This is a genomic window from Micropruina sp., from assembly GCF_047606365.1.
GTDB lineage: Bacteria > Actinomycetota > Actinomycetes > Propionibacteriales > Propionibacteriaceae > Micropruina.
Genome location: NZ_JASGEN010000036.1, coordinates 40,130 through 57,129, shown reverse-complemented (window position 1 = coordinate 57,129; position 17,000 = coordinate 40,130). Strand labels below are relative to the sequence as shown.

Sequence of the window (17,000 nt, the reverse complement as noted above, 5' to 3'; positions counted from 1 at the left end):
GTGTCGGCCCGGACGTCCCACGCCGCCGAGCCGGGCACGGTGTCGGGGCGGCAGCGGCGGCAGGCCCGGAAGCCAGCGTCCTGAGCGGCCGCCGCGGTCGGATAGAAGGCGGTGTTCTCCGGACGCGGGGTGAGCGCCGGGCAGCTCGGCCGGCAGTAGATGCCGGTGGTGGCGACGGCGGTGAAGAACTCGCCGTCGAAGCGGGCGTCACGGCTGGCGACGGCCCGCAAGCACACCTCACGACTCGGAATCATGGCTCCATCATGGTCGCCGCCACCGACAAGACCTAGCAAGAATGCGACATGGAGTTCCGGCACGAGTTCAGTCCGCCTCGCTGGGTTCGTCACCCCGGCGGACGCCGGGATCTCCGCGGGACGCCGGTCACCTTCCTGCTCCATCCGTTGTCATCCCGGCGGACGCCGGGATCTCCGACGGGCCCGGCGAGGCCCGAACGTGAGATCCCGGGTCGAGCCCGGGATGACGAACCCCACGGGAGGAGCAAGCCTCTGGCGAGTCGACGCATCGCCGCGGGAGTGCCACGACGGCGTCCGGCGGTTCAGGCCTCGGCGCGAGCGATTGTCTCCGCGGTGGTCAGGAACCGGTCGCCCTCGTCGGGGTAGCCGAACCAGTGCAGATAGAGCCCAGTGGTGACCCGTTCGACGAAGCCCCAGCGCCAGACCCGCTCAGGAGCGGCGCCACCCAACTCGGCCAGCAACTGGCAGCCGTCCCGCAGCAACGCGACGCCGGCGCCCGCACGGCCGGTCTCTGCGTCGGCGAACTCCAGGCAGGCGTCGCGCAGCACCACGCCCAGGTCGTAGGCGCGCTCGCCGACGAAGCCGTCCGGGTCGATCAGCGCCCAGCCGTCGCCGCGCCGCAGCACGTTGCCGGCGTGCGGATCACCATGACAAACGACCTCGGCACGTTCGTCGGCCGCCAACTGTTCGGCGTAGCCGACGGCCAATTCCAGGGCGGTGGGCGCCGCCTCGCCATAGCGTCCGCCGAGGTCGGCGAGGATGCCGCGCAGCCCGCTCGCCTTGGACTCGAACGCACGCCCGATCGCCACCGGCACCGCCCATGCCTGACGCAGCAGCGGCACGATCGTGCGCACCTGCCCGACCAGGTCTGACCGGACGCCCCAGAGCGTTCCGCCCAGCCGCTCGGTGAGCAGCGCCCCGCGGGAGGCGTCCCAGTCGAGTACCCGCACGTAGCCGTCCCCGCCTGCGGCGAGTAGTACAGCCGCGGCGACATCCTGGACGCCGGGCAGCTGAATCTTCAGTACCGCCGGCGCCCCGTCAGGGGCGATCACCGCCAGCGGCGGCGGATTGACCCCACCGCCGAACCACTCGGTCGGCGTCAGCGCCCAGACATCGCACACCTTCGCCAGGACGGACCCATAGTGAGCCACCTCCGCACCGAGATCTCGATCGGAGATCGCCTCCCGGCGCCGCGCTTCGTCGATGGCCGCCGCGATCACCTCCGAGTCCACCCTCCGAGGCTAGTGGTGTCCCGACCCCGGGATCTCGGCACGAAGCGTAGGTTGACCGCATGACCGTGCAGATCCACCCGGCGACCGCCGCCCGGTTCGACGACGCGGCAACGATCCTGGCCCCGAAGCGGCCCGGCGCTCAGGGCTGCTGGTGCCTCAGCTACCGGCTGCCGCCGGCGGAGAACGACGCGCTGCGCCAACCGCACCGGGGCGAGGCACTCCGCGAGCTGTGCGGACGCCGCGGGCGGGCGCCGGGCGTCCTCGCCTACGACGGCGACGAGGTGGTCGGCTGGGCCGCGATCGCGCCGCGCAGCGAACTGAACGGTCTGGGCGACAAGCACTTTCCCCGCGATGAGGACGATCCGTGGGCATTGACCTGCTTTCGCGTCCGCGCCGGTCACGGACGCCGTGGCGTCGCCCGGGCACTGCTGACCGGCGCCGTCGACTACGCCGCTTCGCGCGACGCAGCAGCCGTCATCGGCTACCCGATCGACGCGGACGGGGCGAAGATCGACCGCACCCAGGCGTCCGCGGGGCTACTCACATGGTTCACCGAGGCCGGTTTCGCGGTCATCGGCGATACCGGCTACAAGGTGAACGGCCGGCCTCGGGTGATCGTCCGCAAGGAACTCTGAGCCGCTCAGCTCACATCCCGCGGATCCGCAGGGTCACCTCGGCAACGTGGTCGACCGCAACCTTCTCGGCGTCACGGACGGCCGCCTTGACCGGCAGCAGGTACCCGCCGTCACGGGGAAACAATGAGGTGGTCCAGGTGGTTCGCCCGATCGTCGCCTCGACCGGGATCACACCCCAGCCGTAGCTGACCGCCCGCGCGACCACGCCGATCTGCTCGGCCACCCAGTCCGGTAGCGCGATGAAGTAGTAGGGCGCCGGCCCACGCCACTCGATCACTGTTCCGGAGAAGTCGAATTCGACCACGCGCAGAGTCTGCCACTAAGACGAGGTGGGCGCCCCACCGCTGGTTGAGCTCGTCGAAACCTGAGCTTGTCGAAAGACCATGCCTGCCTGTGGTCTCGACAAGCTCGACCAACGGTGGTTGAGTCCGCGAGTCTCGACAAGCTCGACCAACGGTGGTCGACCAAGGATCAGCGCTTCCTTAGCCGGTGGTGCGGCCCACGGTCCAGTAGCCCATCGCGTGGCCCTCCCGCTTGCCGGCACCAGTGGCCGTCCGCAGCATTTCCTTGATCGCCCGGGTCTGGGCGGTGTCCACGCAGACCCAGCCGAACCAGCCGTGCACGCCGGCAAGTTCGGTGCTGAGCCGCCTGGTGAGTTCCTCGTGCGGCACCCATGTCGCCCGCAGGCCGGGGTGGGAAGCCAGCGGCAACTCGTCGTCGGCAGGATGCTGCCGCCCTAGCCAGAGTTGGATCTGCAGATCGTCGGGCAGTGTGGGCAGAATGCTGTTCACCGCGGGCAGCGAGGCCGGGTCGGCCACCATGACGAAGCCGGGCGGCATCGGATCGGGCCGGACGTAGTCGTCGCGGGTCAGCACCGACACCTGGACGACGTCGCCGGGCTGCGCGGTGCGGGCCAGGTCCATGGCGTAGCCGGTGGAGTGCATCGCGAAGTCGATGTCGAAGGTGCCGGCTGCGGCGTCCGGGTCGACCAGGGTGAAAGCTCGTTGATAGAGCCGATCGGGTCCGGGGCACCACAGTCGGATCCACATGCTCGGGTAGGGCGGGTGGGCGGCCAACAGCTCGGGGGCGGCGAACGACAGCCGGCGATAGTACGGACCGATGTCGCGGGCGCCGGTCACCGTGATCGTGTAGTCGCGGGACCGGAAGGCCCGCATGATGACTCCTTGGACGCCCTTGCCCAGCGTCGCGGTCTCAGCCATTGCGCTTCCTTAGGTTAGGTTTGCCTAACCTAAATTAGCTGGTTTCGTCGCCTTCTCTTCGACTGCCCACGGCGAGGACGCCGTCCACCACGTCGCGGACGAGTCGTCGAGCCATCGCGTCGCGAACCTCACGCGGCGCTCCCCGCAGTGGGCCCTGGGTGGCCAGCGAGGCGAAGCCGTGCACGCTCGACCAGCACTGGATCGCCGCCGGTTCGACGCGCTCCGCCGGCAACGCCCCGACCGCGGCGAGGCCGGCGAGCGCATCGGTGAGCAGTTGGAACGGCGTCCGGCCGCTGTCGCCCGCACCCTCGGCCAGTTCGGCATGTTCCATGCCGAGCAGGCCGTAGAGACCGATCCGAAAGACCCGCGGCTGATCGAGGGCGAACGCCAGGTAGCCGTCACCGACCGCTTCGAGCATCGCGCGCGCCCGCGGTGCGGGGTCGGCGATCTCCACCCGGGACTGGTGCTCCTCGATGGATCGAGCCAGTCCGCGGATCGACCACAGCCCGATGGCCACCCGGAGCTCCTCCAGGCCGGCGAAGTGACGGTAGGCGGCGGCCGGGCTGACTCCTGCGCGCCGGGTGACCGCGCGCAGGGTGACGGCGTCCGGGCCCTGTTCGACGGCCAGGCGATAGCCGGCCTGCACCAACGCGGCCCGCAGATTGCCGTGGTGGTACCGCCCCTTGGGGGTTGCCTCCGCCATTCGCACCGCCTACGGTTTCAAGAACCAAATGTTTACATCGTTTACTTTAGACTTGGGAGCGCTGCTGTGAGGGAGCCGAACAAAGTGTCGGTGGCGGCATGCAGGCTGTGCCCATGACTTCAGACGTCGCGGAACGCGACCTGTTGCTGGGCCGGCTGCGCGGTCAGCGCCGGCACATTCTCGACCAACTCGACGGTCTGAACGACGAGCAGCTGCGCATGGCGACGCTGCCGTCGGGCTGGAGCATTCTCGGGCTGGTGCGGCACCTGACGCTGTCCGACGAGCGGTACTGGTTCGAGACGGTGATGGGCGGGGCGCCGCTCGATTTCTGGCCCGAGGGCGACAACGCCGACTGGCGGGTCGGTGCGGACGAGCCCGCCGATCAGGTGATCGCTGACTACCGGGCCGCCGTGGCCGCGTCCGATGCGCTGATCGAGTCCACGCCGCTGAGCGCGCCGCCCAAGAGTCCCGAGGACTGGTGGCCCGCCGCCGGCCTCGCCTTCCCCGACCTGCGCAGCGTGATCGTCCACGTCCTGGTCGAGACCGCCACCCACGCCGGCCATCTGGACGCCGCTCGCGAGCTGATCGACGGTCGGCAATACATCGTCTTGTGACATCAACCAACCGATAGGAGCACACCATGACCATCACGCTGAGCCCGTACCTGAACTTCGCCGGCAACGGCCGCGAAGCGATGACCTACTACCACGGCATCTTCGGCGGCGAACTGCAGCTGTTCGGCTATGCCGACTTCGGCATGAAGGACATGCCCGACGACGGCCTGATGCACGGCAACCTGCAGGTCAACGAAGGGCTGAGCATCTCGGCCTCCGACGCCATGCCCGGCGCCGAGCAGACCTGGGGCGGCACCCGCGTCTACTGCTCGTTCTTCGGCGACGACCTCACCACAATGCAGGGCTGGTTCGAAGCACTGGCCGCCGACGGCAGCGTGGGCATGCCGCTGGAGAAGCAGGTGTGGGGCGACATCTACGGCCTGGTCAAGGACAAGTACGGCATCGAGTGGATGTTCAACGTGTCCGCGCCCGGAGGCTGGTCGCAGCAGGACTGAGCCCTCCGCTGGTTGAGCTTGTCGAAGCCCAGGACCGTGTTTCGACAAGTTCACTCAGCGAGGGTCGAGCTTGTCGAGACCCTCCCAGCGGACAGTCGCGCTCACTCAGCGGTGTTGATCACCCGAGCGTCCTCGTCGGCCGCCGGCCAGTCGAAGCCGTCCACATAGAGCCGCAGCCGCGACTCGGTCAGCCGGACGGCGTTGGCGTGCTCTTCGTCGTTGCGCCGTTTGACCCGCTGCCAGAGCACCTCGAAGGGCGCGGTGAAGACCAGAAGTTCGCAACGGACACCGGCGGACGCGCACAGATGGCGCCACTCGTCGCGCACCGAGCGATCGGCCAGGGACAGGTCGACCACGACGTCCGAGCCCGCCTCCACGGCGTGGACCAGGTCGTCCCGCAGGCCGGCGTACAGCGCGTCGAGGCGTTCCTGCGGTGGCTCGTCCTGCCGCCAGCCGTCGTCCCAGACCGCCTCATCCATGGACAGCCGGACGGCGCCACGCCGCTCCAGCTTTCGCGCATAGGTGGTCTTGCCCGCTCCGGCGGGCCCGCACAGCAGCGTCACCATCGGCATGCCTGCCAGCATGCCAGCCGTCCGCCCACCGACAAGGCACCGAAGTGCCTTGTCACCCGTCAGGGTGGGACGGATCGAACAGGTCGGCACTGTCCTCGTGTAGCACTGATTCAGTGTCACACTGATCCAGTGGCGAACCTGACCATCACCGTGGACGACGCGACCCTGAAGCGTGCCCGTCAGCGAGCCCTGGAACGCAACGAGTCCGTGAACGCCTACTTGGCCGACGTGCTCCGTCGCTACGCCGGATCGGCCGATTCGACGATGGACGATGTCATCGCCCTGGCCCGTGCCAGCGAGGCCGGTTCGGCCGGCACCGGGCGCAACTGGACCCGGGACGAGCTTCATCGTGGCTGAGGTATTCCTCGATACGAATGTGCTGGTCTACGCGTTCGACACCTCCGACCGTGAGAAGCAGGCGCGGGCATTGGCGGTCCTCGCCCAGCACCCCGACGCGACGATCAGCACACAGGTCCTCCTGGAGTGGTTCGCCGCCGTGACCCGGAAACTCACCCCGCCGATGCCTCCCGCGACCGCTCAGAAGAGCCTGGAATCCCTCGCGAAGCTGTCGGTGGCTACGGACGATGCCGAACTCGTCGTGCGGGCGGCACAGACCTCGGTGGAGCATCAGCTGTCGATCTGGGATGCAATGGTGATCGAAGCCGCCGCCATCGCCGGCTGCCGCGTCCTGCTGTCGGAGGATCTGAACGACGGTCAGGTGATCCGCGGCGTCCGCGTCCAGAACCCGTTTGCTTGAGGCAGCGCTGACGTTCACGTCATCCCGAGCTCCGCCCCGGGATCTCTTCTGTTATGTCGCAGGACATCGGTGACAGTTCTGGATCTCTCCCGACCTGAGATCCCGGGTCGGAGCCCGGGACGACGATGGAGGGGCCTTGATTAGCGCATCCCCAACGCCGCCCGCATCCGTTCCGCTGCCTCAGCGAATGCGGCCCGGACGGCGTCGTCGCCGATCACCCGGTAGGGCACCGGCAGGTCGGACAACCAGCCCGGCACGTATTCCGCCCGTTCGGCACCGGTGCGTAGTTCGGTGGTGTGCTCGTCGATCGCGCTCAACACCGTGCGGTAGTGGCCGAACCACTCACTCACCGTCTCCAGCGGCGCGTCGATATGCACCAGCACGGCGAACGGATAGCTGTCGACCGGGATCCGGCGCAGCCGCTCCACCGGATCGGGTGGCTCCGGACGCGGCCGGAACCCGAGCGTGGACACGGCGACGTCGCTCATCCGATCGAGCCGGAACAGCCGCCAGTCATCCCGGTCGAGGTCGAAGGCCGACAGGTACCAGCCCCGCTCGGCGGCCACCAGCCGGTAGGGCTCGACACGACGTTGTTCCAGCAACTGGGCCGACCGGGTGGGCGGGTAGCTGAAGCGCAGCCGGATCCGAGCACGGATGGCGGCGGCGATCCGGGTCAGCAGTTCGGCGGGCACGGTCGCCGTGGTTCGCCCGGTGTGGCTGACGAAGCTGCGCAGGTCGCGGAGTCGTTCCCGCAGCGGCCCGGGCAAGGCGGCATCCAGTTTGACCAGCGCGCCGACCGCCGACTCGGCGTCCGGTCCGGAGGTCAACGCCGCCGCTCGCTGCAATGCGACACCGACCGCGACCGCCTCGTCCTCGGTGAACAGCAGCGGTGGCACCGCCCTACCCCTGGCCAATCGGTAGCCGCCCGCCGCACCTCGGTCCGCGTCGATCGCGTAGCCCAGTTGGCGCAGCCGGTCGACGTCGCGACGCACGGTGCGGGTCGTCACGCCCAGGTCACGGGCTAGTTCGGGCGCCGTCCAGCCGGGCCGGGCCTGCAGCAGGCCCAACACCCGCAGGGCACGTTCGGTGGTGTCGGTGGACATGAATCCAGAATCCCATGTGTAAGCGGACAAATACTGTCCTATTCAATGGAAACACTAGGCATGTCAACGAAGGAACACCTCACAAGGAGCACTCAGATGGCATTCCTCACCCCGAACGCACACGGCGAGGCCGGCGTGGTCAGCAGCTTCGTCCGCAATCAACTGGCGCAGGTCCGCAGCGCCGTCCACGGCCTGAGTGACGAGCAGTGGCACCAGCGCTCGACGGTCAGCGAATTCACCCTCGCCGCCCTGGTCGACCATGTCGGGCTGGTCGCCGAACAGTACGGAATCGGCATCGAGGCCGCGGCGGGCGGTGCCGTCGACTACAGCAAGGGCGCCACCGAGGACGAGGCGGAATCGGTCGCCGGCCACACCGGCGAACAGCTGCTGGCCGACTTCGATCGCCGGGTGGCCGGCGTCGAGGTCCTGCTGGAGCGGATCGAGACGGACCCCAGCCTGCTGGACGGCCTGGTGCCGGTACCCGAGGCGCCGTGGTTCCCCGAGGACCTGACCCATTGGGAGGTGCGCTGGGTGCTGTTGCATGTCGCGACCGAGGTGGCCCGGCATGCCGGCCATGCCGACATCATTCGCGAGAGCATCGACGGCAAGGGTTCCTACGAGCTGAACGCCCTGGCCGATGGCGAGCCGTGGCCGGCCTGGGGCGACGGCGAGTGGACCGACAGCGAGTGGACGGCGAACGAGACCGAGCGGGGCTGACCACCGCCGGTCGAGCTTGTCGAGACCCTTTCGACGCGGGTCGGCCTTCGTCATCCCGGCGGACGCCGGGATCTCCACAGCCGATCTCGCCGGTAGAGATCCCGGGTCAAGCCCGCGATGACGAGGGCGTTGATCAGTCGTCGTCGGGCAGGGTGACGTCGTCCGGGGTCTTGTCCGGACGCCATCCGCGCCACACCGGCATGCGGAGGCGTCCGGCCTGGGTCCAGACCCCGTAGCTCACCTCGCCGACCAGCACCGGCTCCACCCAGTGCGCGGTCTTGCGCTCGAGCGCCGGGACGTCGTCGACCGGCGTGCTGGGTGTCTCGATCTCGGCGAGCACCACGGCGGTGTCCTGCAGGTCCTTGTCGCTGAAGCCCGAGCCGACCCGGCCGACGTAGGTCAGCCCGTCGCGGCCCGGCACCGCCATCAGCAGCGCGCCGAAGGTGCGGGCCCGGGCGTTCTCACCGGGCAGCCAGCCGATGATGACCACTTCCTGGGTGAGGATGTGCTTGATCTTCACCCAGGTGTGGCCGCGGCGTCCGGGCTGGTAGACGCTGTCGGCGCGCTTGGCGACGACGCCTTCGAGGCCGAGTTCGGCGGTGATCGCCAAGGCTTCCTCGGCGTCGGTACCCAGCTGGGTGCTGAGCTGGATGCGCGTGCTGCCGCCGTCGAGCAGGTCCTCCAGCATCCGCCGCCGCTCGGTGTAGGGACGGCGCAGCAGGGATTGCCCGTCGAGATGCAACAGGTCGAAGGCCAGGTAGTGCGCCTCGCCGCGGTGTTCGGCGCGGTTCTGCAGCCGTTCGAAACTGGATCGGCCGGCCTCGTCGAGCAGCACCACCTCGCCGTCGACCACCGCGTCATGCCCGGCGAGCAGCCTGCCCAGTTCGGCGAGCTCCGGGAACTCGGCGGTGAGGTCGAGGCCGCGCCGGCTGGTGAAACTGACCCGTCCGCCGGAGGCCGCCGCCACCGCGCGGTAGCCGTCCCATTTGACCTCGAACACCCAGCCGTCCTCACGGACATCGGACGGCGTCCCCGGGATGGCGAGCATCGGCGCGAGCGCCGGCAGCTCACTCGCGCCTCCGCTGGTCGAGCTTGTCGAGACCCCGCCCACACCGTTGGTCGAGCTTGTCGAAACCCCTTCGCCACCGCTGGTCGAGCTTGTCGAGACCGCACCCTCTCCCTCTTCGCCGGGCTCAACCACCGCCGCACTCTCCCCGGCCGGCGCCATCAGATGAATCAGCCAGTTCTTCTCCTCGCCGCCCATCCGGGTGTGCAGCAGGGCGAACCGCCTCGGCACCCCGCCCAGGCCGCCGTCGGGGCGTCCGGTGAGGGTGGCGATGACCTCCTTGCCGTCGCGCCACTTCTCCAGTTCGAAGGTGCCGGCATCCCAGATCCGGACGTGGCCGCCGCCGTACTCGCCGCGCGGAATGTCGCCCTCGAAGCTGCCGTACTCCAGCGGATGGTCCTCGGTCTGCACCGCCAGATGATTGACCGCCGGATCGGTCGGCGGACCCTTCGGAACTGCCCAGGACACCAGCACCCCGTCGCGCTCCAGCCGGAAGTCGTAGTGCAGCCGGCGGGCGTGATGCTCCTGGATGACGAAGGAGTTGCCGGCATCGCCGGGCTGCGGGGGCGCCTCCGGCACCGGCTCGGGCGTCCGGTTCGCGTCGCGCATCGAGCGGTAGGTGGCCAAGCGGTCGGGAGCAGTTTCGTCGGTTGAGCGCGACGACTCCGCGCTGGTTGAGCTTGTCGAAACCTGGTCGAGAAGGGTCTCGACAAGCTCGACCGACGGGGCATCCAGCACCGCCATCGGGTCACCGAGGCTCTGGATCCGCTCCAGCACCTCGGGAAACTCCAGCTGCCGCAGGCCGGCGTCCAACTCGTCCCAGGTTCGTGGCGTCGCCACCGTCGGGCGTGCCCGGCCACGCAGCGAGTAGGGCGCGATGGTGGTCTTCGCTGAGCTGTTCTGACTCCAGTCCAGCAGCACCTTGCCCGCGCGGAGCGTCTTCTTCATGTCGCTGACTACGAGGTTCGGATGCATCGACTCCAGCGAGCGGGCCAGCTCGCGGGCCCAGTCGGACGCCTCGTGCGACGACATCGAGCCGTCCAGGGCGGCGTAGAGATGGATGCCCTTGCTGCCACTGGTCACCGGCACCGACGGAAAGCCGACCCCGTCCAGCACTTCGTGCAGCAGATGCGCGACCTCGACGCAGTGCTCGATGCCGGCACCCTCGCCGGGGTCGAGGTCGATCACCAGCCGGTTGGGTGGCTGGGCTCGGTCGTCACGGACCGTCCACTGCGGCACATGGAGTTCGAGGGCAGCCAGCTGAGCCAGCCAGACCAGGGTCGCCGCGTCGTCGATCAGCGGGTAGAGGTTGTCCCCCTCGCTGTGCTCGATGACGAAGGTGTGCACCCAGTCGGGTGTCGATTTGGCGTCCATGTTCTTGTGGAAGAACGGCCTCTGCGGGTGCTGCGGCGTGCCGACGCCGTTGGGCCATCGTTTCCGGGTCGCCGGACGCCGCCGCGCATGCGACAGGAACACCGGCGCGGCCGCCTGGTAGTAGGCGATCACCTCGCCCTTGGTGGTGCCGGTCTCCGGGTACAGCACCTTGTCGAGGTTGGTCACCTTGATCAGGCGCCCTTCCACCTCGACCTGCTGCACCGGCTGAGCCATGCGGCCAGTCTCCCAGCACCCGTCCCGGCAACCGCTACCCCCGAGCGGTGGGGCGTGGCAGGGTGAGCGCATGGGAACACTGCGAATCGTCCGGACGCTGGAGCCCCGCGGACCGGCCGGTGCCCTGGTGTTGACCGACGACGAGGTGGCCGAACTGGGCGGCGGGAAGCGGGCCGCGGTGCGCGTCCGGGTCGGTGAGCGGGAGGCCGCGATCCGATTGGCGGTGATGGGTGGCGAGAACCTGATCGGCATGAGCAAGGCCACCCGTGCCGCGCTCGCGGTCGAGATCGGTCAGCTGCTCGAGGCCACGATCACCGTGGACGACGCTCCGCGCGAGGTGACCGTCCCCGACGAGCTCGCGGCCGCACTGGCGACGGACGCCACGGCGTCCGCGTTCTTCGAGAAGCTGCCCTTCACCGCCCGCAAGGAATTCGCCGTCTGGGTGTCCGAAGCCAAGCGTGCCGAGACGCGGCAACGGCGCGTCGAGGAGTCGGTGCGGTTGCTGCGTGAGGGCAAGCGTCGCTCCTGACCGCAGGCCTCCGCGCTCGCCGAACTATTCGGGACTCGCTGAATTCGGCGAGCGGCAAGTAGTTCGGCGAGCATCGGATTGGCAGACGCATGGAAGACTCGCAGCATGCCGCCCACCCCTGGTCCCGCCGCACCGGGGTCCACGGCGGCGGTGATCCCTGCCGCAGCTCTGGGCGTCGCCGCGGTGATCCTGCTGGTGGTTCGCGATCCCCTGCTCGGCACCGCCGCGCTGGCGCTCGGCCTCCTCGGAGCCTGGTGGTGCGATGCCACCAACCGTTCGGACGGGCTGCTGCCCGACCTGACCGCGGTGGCGTCCGGCATCGCCATCCTCAGCCTGTCCGACCTGGCCGCCGACCTGTCCGATGCCGGAATGGTCCGGTTCACGCTGGTGCTGTCCGGGGCGCTGCTGGTGCCCTACGTGCTGGTTCGCTGGGTGTTCCGCCGCGACCCGGTCACCTTCCCGTGGGGCGGCTGGCGCTGGAACCGGGCCCAGTGGAGCTACCTGATCGTGGTGATCGTCGCCGGCTATCTGATCCTGCCCTGGTACTTCCTGAGCACCGGCGTCTATCGCAACTGGCCGGCCGTGCACGCGCCCGCCGAGATCGCCCGGTTGTTCGTCGGGGTGAACGCGGTCGGCATCTGGGACGAGCTGTTCTTCATCTGTACCGTCTTCGCCCTCTACCGGCGACATTTCCCGTTGTGGCAGGCCAATCTGTTGCAGGCGATGGTGTTCGTTTCGTTCCTGTGGGAGCTCGGTTATCAGGCATGGGGACCGTTGCTGACCATTCCGTTCGCCCTGGTCCAGGGGGCGATCTTCCAGCTCACCAAGAACCTCGCCTATGTGATCACCGTGCACCTGTTGTTCGATCTGGTGGTGTTCCTGGTGCTCATTCACGGGCACAATCCGTCCTGGCCGACCATCTTCCTGATCTGAGAGGCACCTCGTGAGTTCCACCGCCGCAATGCCGACCCGCCACGACTCCGGCAGCGTCCACGGCAGCACCGTCGAACGCGTCCGGCTCGAATCCGGCGACATCGTCGTCGACCTGTTGACCGTCGGAGCCGCCGTCCACCGGGTGATCGTCGACGGCCGCGACGTCGTGCTGGCTCATCCGGACGCCACCGACTACGCCGATTCGATGTTCGGCCTCGGACTGACCATCGGCCGGTTCGCCAACCGGATCGGCGGCGCCCGGTTCACCCTGGACGGCACCGAGTACCAGCTCGCCAGCAACGAGAACGGCAACACCCTGCACGGCGGCCCGGACGGCTTCGCCCGCCGGCTGTGGGGCGTCAGCGACGTGGCCCCGGGGACCGTCGAGTTCGCGCTGACCAGCCCGGACGGCGATCAGGGCTTCCCGGGCGAGGTGTCGGTCCGGGTCCGCTACACGCTGAGCGACGACGAACTTCGCATGGAGTACGCCGCCACCTCCACCGCGCCGACACCGATCAACCTGACCAACCACGCCTACCTGAACCCGGCCGGCGAAGCCTCCGGGTCGGCCGACGACCTGCTGCTGACCGTGCACGCCGACCAGCTCCTGGAAGTCGACGACACTCTGGTGCCGACCGGACGGCTGCTGGCCGCCGATCTGCGCGAGCCGCGACGGATCGCCGACGTGGCACCGCTGGACACCTGTTTCGTGGTGGACGGCGAGCCCGGCACGCTGCGCCCGCACGCGACGCTGGCGGCGTCCGATCTGGCCATCGACGTGTCCAGCGACCAGCCCGGCGTCCAGGTGTTCACCGCCGACGGGATGGCCGGCGTTCCCGGGCTGACCGGGGCGTACGGGCCGCGGGCCGGGGTCGCGCTGGAGACCCAGAACTTCCCGGACGCGCCGAACCACCCCGAGTTCCCCGATTCGATCCTGCGCCCCGGGCAGGTGCACACCACCACCACGGTCTGGCGCTTCCGCACGACGAGGGGCTGAGCGCGGAATCCGCAACTCAGCCCCTCGTGACTGGGGAGGGTGTCTGCTACCCCATGGCGCTGACCGCAGCGCCGACGATGCCCGACTGGTTCAACAGTTGCGCCGGGACGATCGGCGCCTGCAGCTCCAGCCGCGGTAGGAACTTCTCCGCCTTCTTACTGATCCCGCCGCCGACGATGATCAGGTCGGGTGACAGCAGTGCCTCGACGTGGCTGAAGTACCGCTGCAGCCGCGTCGACCACGCCTTGTACGACAAACCCTCGTTGGTCTTCACCGACGACGCCGCCCGCTTCTCCGCGTCATAGCCGTCGATCTCGAGGTGACCGAACTCGGTGTTCGGCACCAGCTTCCCGTCGACGAACAGCGCGGTGCCGATACCGGTGCCGAGCGTGGCGATCAGCACCACACCGGCGACACCGCGTCCGGCACCGAACCGCATCTCGGCGATCCCGGCCGCGTCGGCGTCGTTCAGCACCGTGACCGGATGCCCGAGCCGTCCGCTGAGTTCGGCAGCCAGATCGGTGCCGATCCAGCTGTGGTCGACGTTGGCCGCCGAGCCGACCACGCCGTGCCGGACTATGCCCGGGAAGGTGCAGCCCAGCGGGCCGTCCCAGCCGGCCTGCTCGACCACCGCGACAACGGTGTCGAGCACAGCCGGCACGGTTGCCGGCTGCGGGGTCGGAATCCGTACCCGCTCACCCGCCAACACACCCTGTGCGAGGTCGACCGGTGCACCCTTGATGCCGGTGCCGCCGATGTCGATGCCGAATCCGGTACCCACTTCTCCTCCTACTCCGTCCGACGGCATCAGTGGCCACCGGGGACGAAGCCGCCGTCGTCCATGTCTTCGAGCGCGACGCCCTTGGTTTCTTTGACGAACCTGAGCACGAACAGCAGCGACAGCAGTGCGAAGGCCGCATACAGGCCGTAGGCCATGCCGAGCGAGATGTCCTTCAGGGTCGGGAAGGTCACGGTCACGATCCAGTTCGCCACCCATTGCGCGAAACCGGCGACCGACAACGCCGCGCCGCGGTACATGTTGGGGAACATCTCGCCGAGCATGATCCACATCACCGGACCCCACGACATGCCGAACGCGATCACGAACACGTTCGCAGCCGCCAACGCCACCGGACCCATGGCACCCAGCTGCGGCACGCCATTGACCACCGGCGCGGTACCGAAGATGAACGCCATCACGCCGAGCGCCACCGTCATGCCGATCGAGCCAATGATCAGCAGCGGACGTCGACCGGCCCGGTCGACCGCGGCGATCGCGATCAGCGTGGTGACGATGTTGGTCACCGAGGTGAGCACGGTGATCACGAACGAGCTCGATTCGGTGAACCCGACCGCCTCCCACAGCACGTTGGAGTAGTAGAAGATCACGTTGATGCCGACGAACTGCTGGAAGATCGCCAAGCCGATACCGACCCAGACGATCGGATACCAACCACCCTTGGGTGATTTCAGGTCGGCCATCGACGGCTTGTGCGAGCTGCTCAACGAGGCCTGGATCTTCTCCACCGTCTCGTTGGCGCCCACGCCGAGCACCTTGGCCAGGATCTTCTGTGCTGCCTCGGGGTTGCCCTGGGCCACCAGGAACCGGGGCGATTCGGGAATGGTCAGCGACAACCCGCCGTAGGCGATCGCCGGGATGAACATCATGATGAACATCCACCGCCAGGCCTCGAGACCCATCCACAACATGCCCGAGGAGCCGCCCGCGGCTTCGGCCAGCAGGTAGTCGACCAGCAGCGACACGAAGATGCCCGACACAATCGCCAACTGCTGCAGCGAACCCAGCCGGCCACGAATGTGCGGCGGCGAGATCTCCGCGATGTAGGCCGGGGCGATCACCGAAGCGATACCCACCGCGATGCCGCCGATGACCCGGAAGATCACGAACAGCGTCAGGCTGTTCGACAAGCCACAGCCGATCGCTGAGATGAAGAACAGCACGGCTGCGATCTGCATCACCCGTAGCCGGCCGATTCGATCAGCGATTCGGCCGCCGGTGAATGCACCGGCCGCCGCACCGATCAGGGCCGCTGCAACCGCGAACCCGAGCGGCCCGGGCGCCACCTCGAAGTGCTTCTCGATGGCGCTGACAGCACCGTTGATCACCGCCGAGTCATAACCGAAAAGTAAGCCGCCCAATGCAGCCACCGAGGCGATCCGGACTACCCCGGAACCCTTCGGTGTCGTCGCAGGGCTTGTCTGTTCCGTCATTGCGCCACTCTCCTCGAGGGCACATCAAGTTGAAGCATTCTCCACACCTCCATGTGTTCGGAACTTGAACGCCGCCCGGCCACGCAGGGGGCACGTGCGGCGGTTGATGATTGGAGTGTCCACCTGAGCCCACAAGATGGTCAAGAGTTGAACTAAAAGTTACGCATCAACAAACTCGGCGTTCATGCGTTGCACTCGATGCTCGGTCAGCGCCACCTTCGCCGCTCCCAGCACTTCGGAACGCTTGCCCAGTTCGGACAGGACGATCTCGACCCGTTCCGCGGCACTCGGGATGGCGTACTGGCTGACCATCTGCCTGATCGGCTCGAGCAGCACCTCGCCCGCGCTGCTCAACTCGCCCCCGACGATCACCCGTTGCGGGTTGATCAGGTTGACCAGGTTGGTCACCGCGACGCCGATGTGCCGTCCGGTCTGCGCCAGCACCCGCCGGCACAGCGGGTCACCTGACGCGATCCGCTCGAGCACCTCGTCGAAGCTCGCCAGGCGACCCAGCTGCGGCTCCAGCAGGGCCAGCACGGCCGGGGTGGACACCACAGTCTCCAGGCAGCCCCGGTTGCCGCAGCGACACAGCGCCCCGGTCTCCGCTCGCTGCAGCGTGTGCCCCAACTCGCCGGCGATGCCACTGATTCCCGCGTACAAGGTGTCGTTCAGGATGAGTCCGGCGCCCAGGCCTTCCGACACCCAGATGTAGGCGAAGTGACTCACGCCGCGTCCCGCACCCAGCCGCGCCTCACCGACCGCGCCGACGTTGGTGTCGTTGTGCACGCTGACCGGAAAACCGAGGACGTCCTGCGCCAGGGCGGCAGGCTCGATCCCGCCCCAGCGCGGCAGGATCTCCGTCGAACCCAGCCGTCCCGAACTGATGTCCACCGGAGCGGGTAGGGCGAGCGCGCCGCGGTGCACCTCGGCGCGCGACCTGCCGGCCGCCGCGAGCACCCGATCGAGCAGGGCACTCAGTTCGACCATCGATTCCGTGGCGGGCAACTCGTCGGAGATCCGCATCCGGGCATCGGCGAGGATCTCGCCGTCCATACCGGCGACCGCCGCCGCCAGATGCCGGCGTCCGTGATCGAGGCCGACCACCAGCCCCGGCGGCGTGGACAGCCGGATCAGCTGGCTACTCCGGCCCGAGCCCCGGCGTTCGAACAGGACGTCACCGGCATCGGCAAGTTCGCGGACCAGCGCAGAGACGGTGGACGCGGCCAGCCCGGTCGCCCGGGCCAGGTCGGCCTGGGACAGCACCTCGCCGTCGGCGAGCGCGGCGAGCACCCGCTTCCGGTTCGCCTGCCGCAACGAGCGGGGCGAGCCAGGTCCGGAACGTGGCGCCTCCTGCACGCGAGGGATGTTACGCC

General features: G+C 68.6%; 20 protein-coding genes. 9 read left to right on the top strand and 11 right to left on the bottom strand.

The window, feature by feature from the left end:
• A partial coding sequence (locus QM624_RS05150; protein ID WP_415089425.1) for an Ada metal-binding domain-containing protein occupies positions 1 to 254 on the bottom strand: 254 nt, incomplete at its 3' end.
• 302 nt (positions 255 to 556) lie between these two features.
• Entirely contained in the window at positions 557 to 1,486 is a 930-nt protein-coding gene (locus QM624_RS05145) for an aminoglycoside phosphotransferase family protein (protein WP_415089423.1), read from the bottom strand.
• Between the two features lie 59 nt (positions 1,487 to 1,545).
• Between QM624_RS05145 and QM624_RS05140 the strand changes: the two genes are divergently transcribed.
• Positions 1,546 to 2,121 carry a GNAT family N-acetyltransferase gene (locus QM624_RS05140; protein WP_415089421.1) on the top strand — a complete coding sequence of 192 codons (576 nt, stop codon included), beginning with the start codon at positions 1,546 to 1,548 and terminating at the stop codon, positions 2,119 to 2,121.
• Positions 2,122 to 2,131: 10 nt separating this feature from the next.
• On the opposite strand, the gene QM624_RS05135 is transcribed toward QM624_RS05140, so the two are convergent.
• From QM624_RS05135 to QM624_RS05125, 3 genes are all read right to left on the bottom strand, one after another.
• Complete coding sequence (locus QM624_RS05135; RefSeq protein ID WP_415089419.1) at positions 2,132 to 2,425, bottom strand: DUF1905 domain-containing protein; 294 nt, start codon at positions 2,423 to 2,425, stop codon at positions 2,132 to 2,134.
• Between the two features lie 178 nt (positions 2,426 to 2,603).
• Positions 2,604 to 3,341 (bottom strand): siderophore-interacting protein, encoded by a 738-nt coding sequence (locus QM624_RS05130; RefSeq protein WP_415089417.1) that lies wholly within the window; start codon positions 3,339 to 3,341, stop codon positions 2,604 to 2,606.
• Positions 3,342 to 3,375: 34 nt separating this feature from the next.
• Positions 3,376 to 4,044, bottom strand: a complete 669-nt coding sequence (locus tag QM624_RS05125) for a TetR/AcrR family transcriptional regulator (protein ID WP_415089415.1) — start codon at positions 4,042 to 4,044, stop codon at positions 3,376 to 3,378.
• A 113-nt stretch (positions 4,045 to 4,157) separates the two neighbouring features.
• Here QM624_RS05125 and QM624_RS05120 point away from each other — a divergent pair, with 113 nt between their 5' ends.
• Positions 4,158 to 4,658: a DinB family protein gene (locus QM624_RS05120; RefSeq protein WP_415089413.1), complete on the top strand. Its 501-nt coding sequence runs from the start codon at positions 4,158 to 4,160 to the stop codon at positions 4,656 to 4,658.
• A 26-nt stretch (positions 4,659 to 4,684) separates the two neighbouring features.
• Complete coding sequence (locus QM624_RS05115) at positions 4,685 to 5,113, top strand: VOC family protein (RefSeq protein WP_415089411.1); 429 nt, start codon at positions 4,685 to 4,687, stop codon at positions 5,111 to 5,113.
• A gap of 101 nt (positions 5,114 to 5,214) precedes the next feature.
• Here the strand turns inward: QM624_RS05115 and QM624_RS05110 are convergent, their stop codons facing one another.
• Positions 5,215 to 5,685 carry an AAA family ATPase gene (locus tag QM624_RS05110; protein WP_415089409.1) on the bottom strand — a complete coding sequence of 157 codons (471 nt, stop codon included), beginning with the start codon at positions 5,683 to 5,685 and terminating at the stop codon, positions 5,215 to 5,217.
• A gap of 129 nt (positions 5,686 to 5,814) precedes the next feature.
• Here QM624_RS05110 and QM624_RS05105 point away from each other — a divergent pair, with 129 nt between their 5' ends.
• Both QM624_RS05105 and QM624_RS05100 read left to right on the top strand, forming a co-directional pair.
• Entirely contained in the window at positions 5,815 to 6,042 is a 228-nt protein-coding gene (locus tag QM624_RS05105) for a hypothetical protein (protein WP_415089407.1), read from the top strand.
• The gene (locus QM624_RS05100; RefSeq protein WP_415089405.1) at positions 6,035 to 6,442 is read left to right on the top strand and encodes a PIN domain-containing protein; all 408 of its coding nucleotides are present in this window, start codon (positions 6,035 to 6,037) and stop codon (positions 6,440 to 6,442) included. Before QM624_RS05105 ends, QM624_RS05100 begins: the two co-directional genes overlap by 8 nt.
• A gap of 140 nt (positions 6,443 to 6,582) precedes the next feature.
• Here QM624_RS05100 and QM624_RS05095 read toward each other — a convergent pair whose 3' ends face one another.
• Positions 6,583 to 7,545 (bottom strand): helix-turn-helix transcriptional regulator, encoded by a 963-nt coding sequence (locus tag QM624_RS05095; RefSeq protein WP_415089403.1) that lies wholly within the window; start codon positions 7,543 to 7,545, stop codon positions 6,583 to 6,585.
• 96 nt (positions 7,546 to 7,641) lie between these two features.
• Here QM624_RS05095 and QM624_RS05090 point away from each other — a divergent pair, with 96 nt between their 5' ends.
• Positions 7,642 to 8,262 (top strand): DUF664 domain-containing protein, encoded by a 621-nt coding sequence (locus QM624_RS05090; protein WP_415089401.1) that lies wholly within the window; start codon positions 7,642 to 7,644, stop codon positions 8,260 to 8,262.
• A 133-nt stretch (positions 8,263 to 8,395) separates the two neighbouring features.
• On the opposite strand, the gene QM624_RS05085 is transcribed toward QM624_RS05090, so the two are convergent.
• Complete coding sequence (locus QM624_RS05085; protein WP_415089399.1) at positions 8,396 to 10,936, bottom strand: ATP-dependent DNA ligase; 2,541 nt, start codon at positions 10,934 to 10,936, stop codon at positions 8,396 to 8,398.
• A gap of 70 nt (positions 10,937 to 11,006) precedes the next feature.
• Between QM624_RS05085 and QM624_RS05080 the strand changes: the two genes are divergently transcribed.
• The 3 genes from QM624_RS05080 (at position 11,007) to QM624_RS05070 (ending at position 13,395) form a co-directional block, all read left to right on the top strand.
• The gene (locus QM624_RS05080) at positions 11,007 to 11,465 is read left to right on the top strand and encodes a YdeI/OmpD-associated family protein (protein WP_415089397.1); all 459 of its coding nucleotides are present in this window, start codon (positions 11,007 to 11,009) and stop codon (positions 11,463 to 11,465) included.
• Positions 11,466 to 11,570: 105 nt separating this feature from the next.
• On the top strand, positions 11,571 to 12,398 hold the full coding sequence (locus QM624_RS05075; RefSeq protein ID WP_415089395.1) for a type II CAAX prenyl endopeptidase Rce1 family protein: 828 nt from the start codon (positions 11,571 to 11,573) through the stop codon (positions 12,396 to 12,398).
• Between the two features lie 10 nt (positions 12,399 to 12,408).
• Positions 12,409 to 13,395 carry an aldose epimerase family protein gene (locus QM624_RS05070; protein WP_415089393.1) on the top strand — a complete coding sequence of 329 codons (987 nt, stop codon included), beginning with the start codon at positions 12,409 to 12,411 and terminating at the stop codon, positions 13,393 to 13,395.
• 46 nt (positions 13,396 to 13,441) lie between these two features.
• Here QM624_RS05070 and ppgK read toward each other — a convergent pair whose 3' ends face one another.
• The 3 genes from ppgK to QM624_RS05055 form a co-directional block, all read right to left on the bottom strand.
• Positions 13,442 to 14,176 (bottom strand): polyphosphate--glucose phosphotransferase, encoded by a 735-nt coding sequence (ppgK, locus tag QM624_RS05065; protein ID WP_415089391.1) that lies wholly within the window; start codon positions 14,174 to 14,176, stop codon positions 13,442 to 13,444.
• 26 nt (positions 14,177 to 14,202) lie between these two features.
• On the bottom strand, positions 14,203 to 15,627 hold the full coding sequence (locus QM624_RS05060) for a sugar porter family MFS transporter (RefSeq protein WP_415089388.1): 1,425 nt from the start codon (positions 15,625 to 15,627) through the stop codon (positions 14,203 to 14,205).
• A 159-nt stretch (positions 15,628 to 15,786) separates the two neighbouring features.
• Entirely contained in the window at positions 15,787 to 16,983 is a 1,197-nt protein-coding gene (locus tag QM624_RS05055; protein WP_415089386.1) for an ROK family transcriptional regulator, read from the bottom strand.
• Between the last annotated feature and the right edge of the window lie 17 nt (positions 16,984 to 17,000).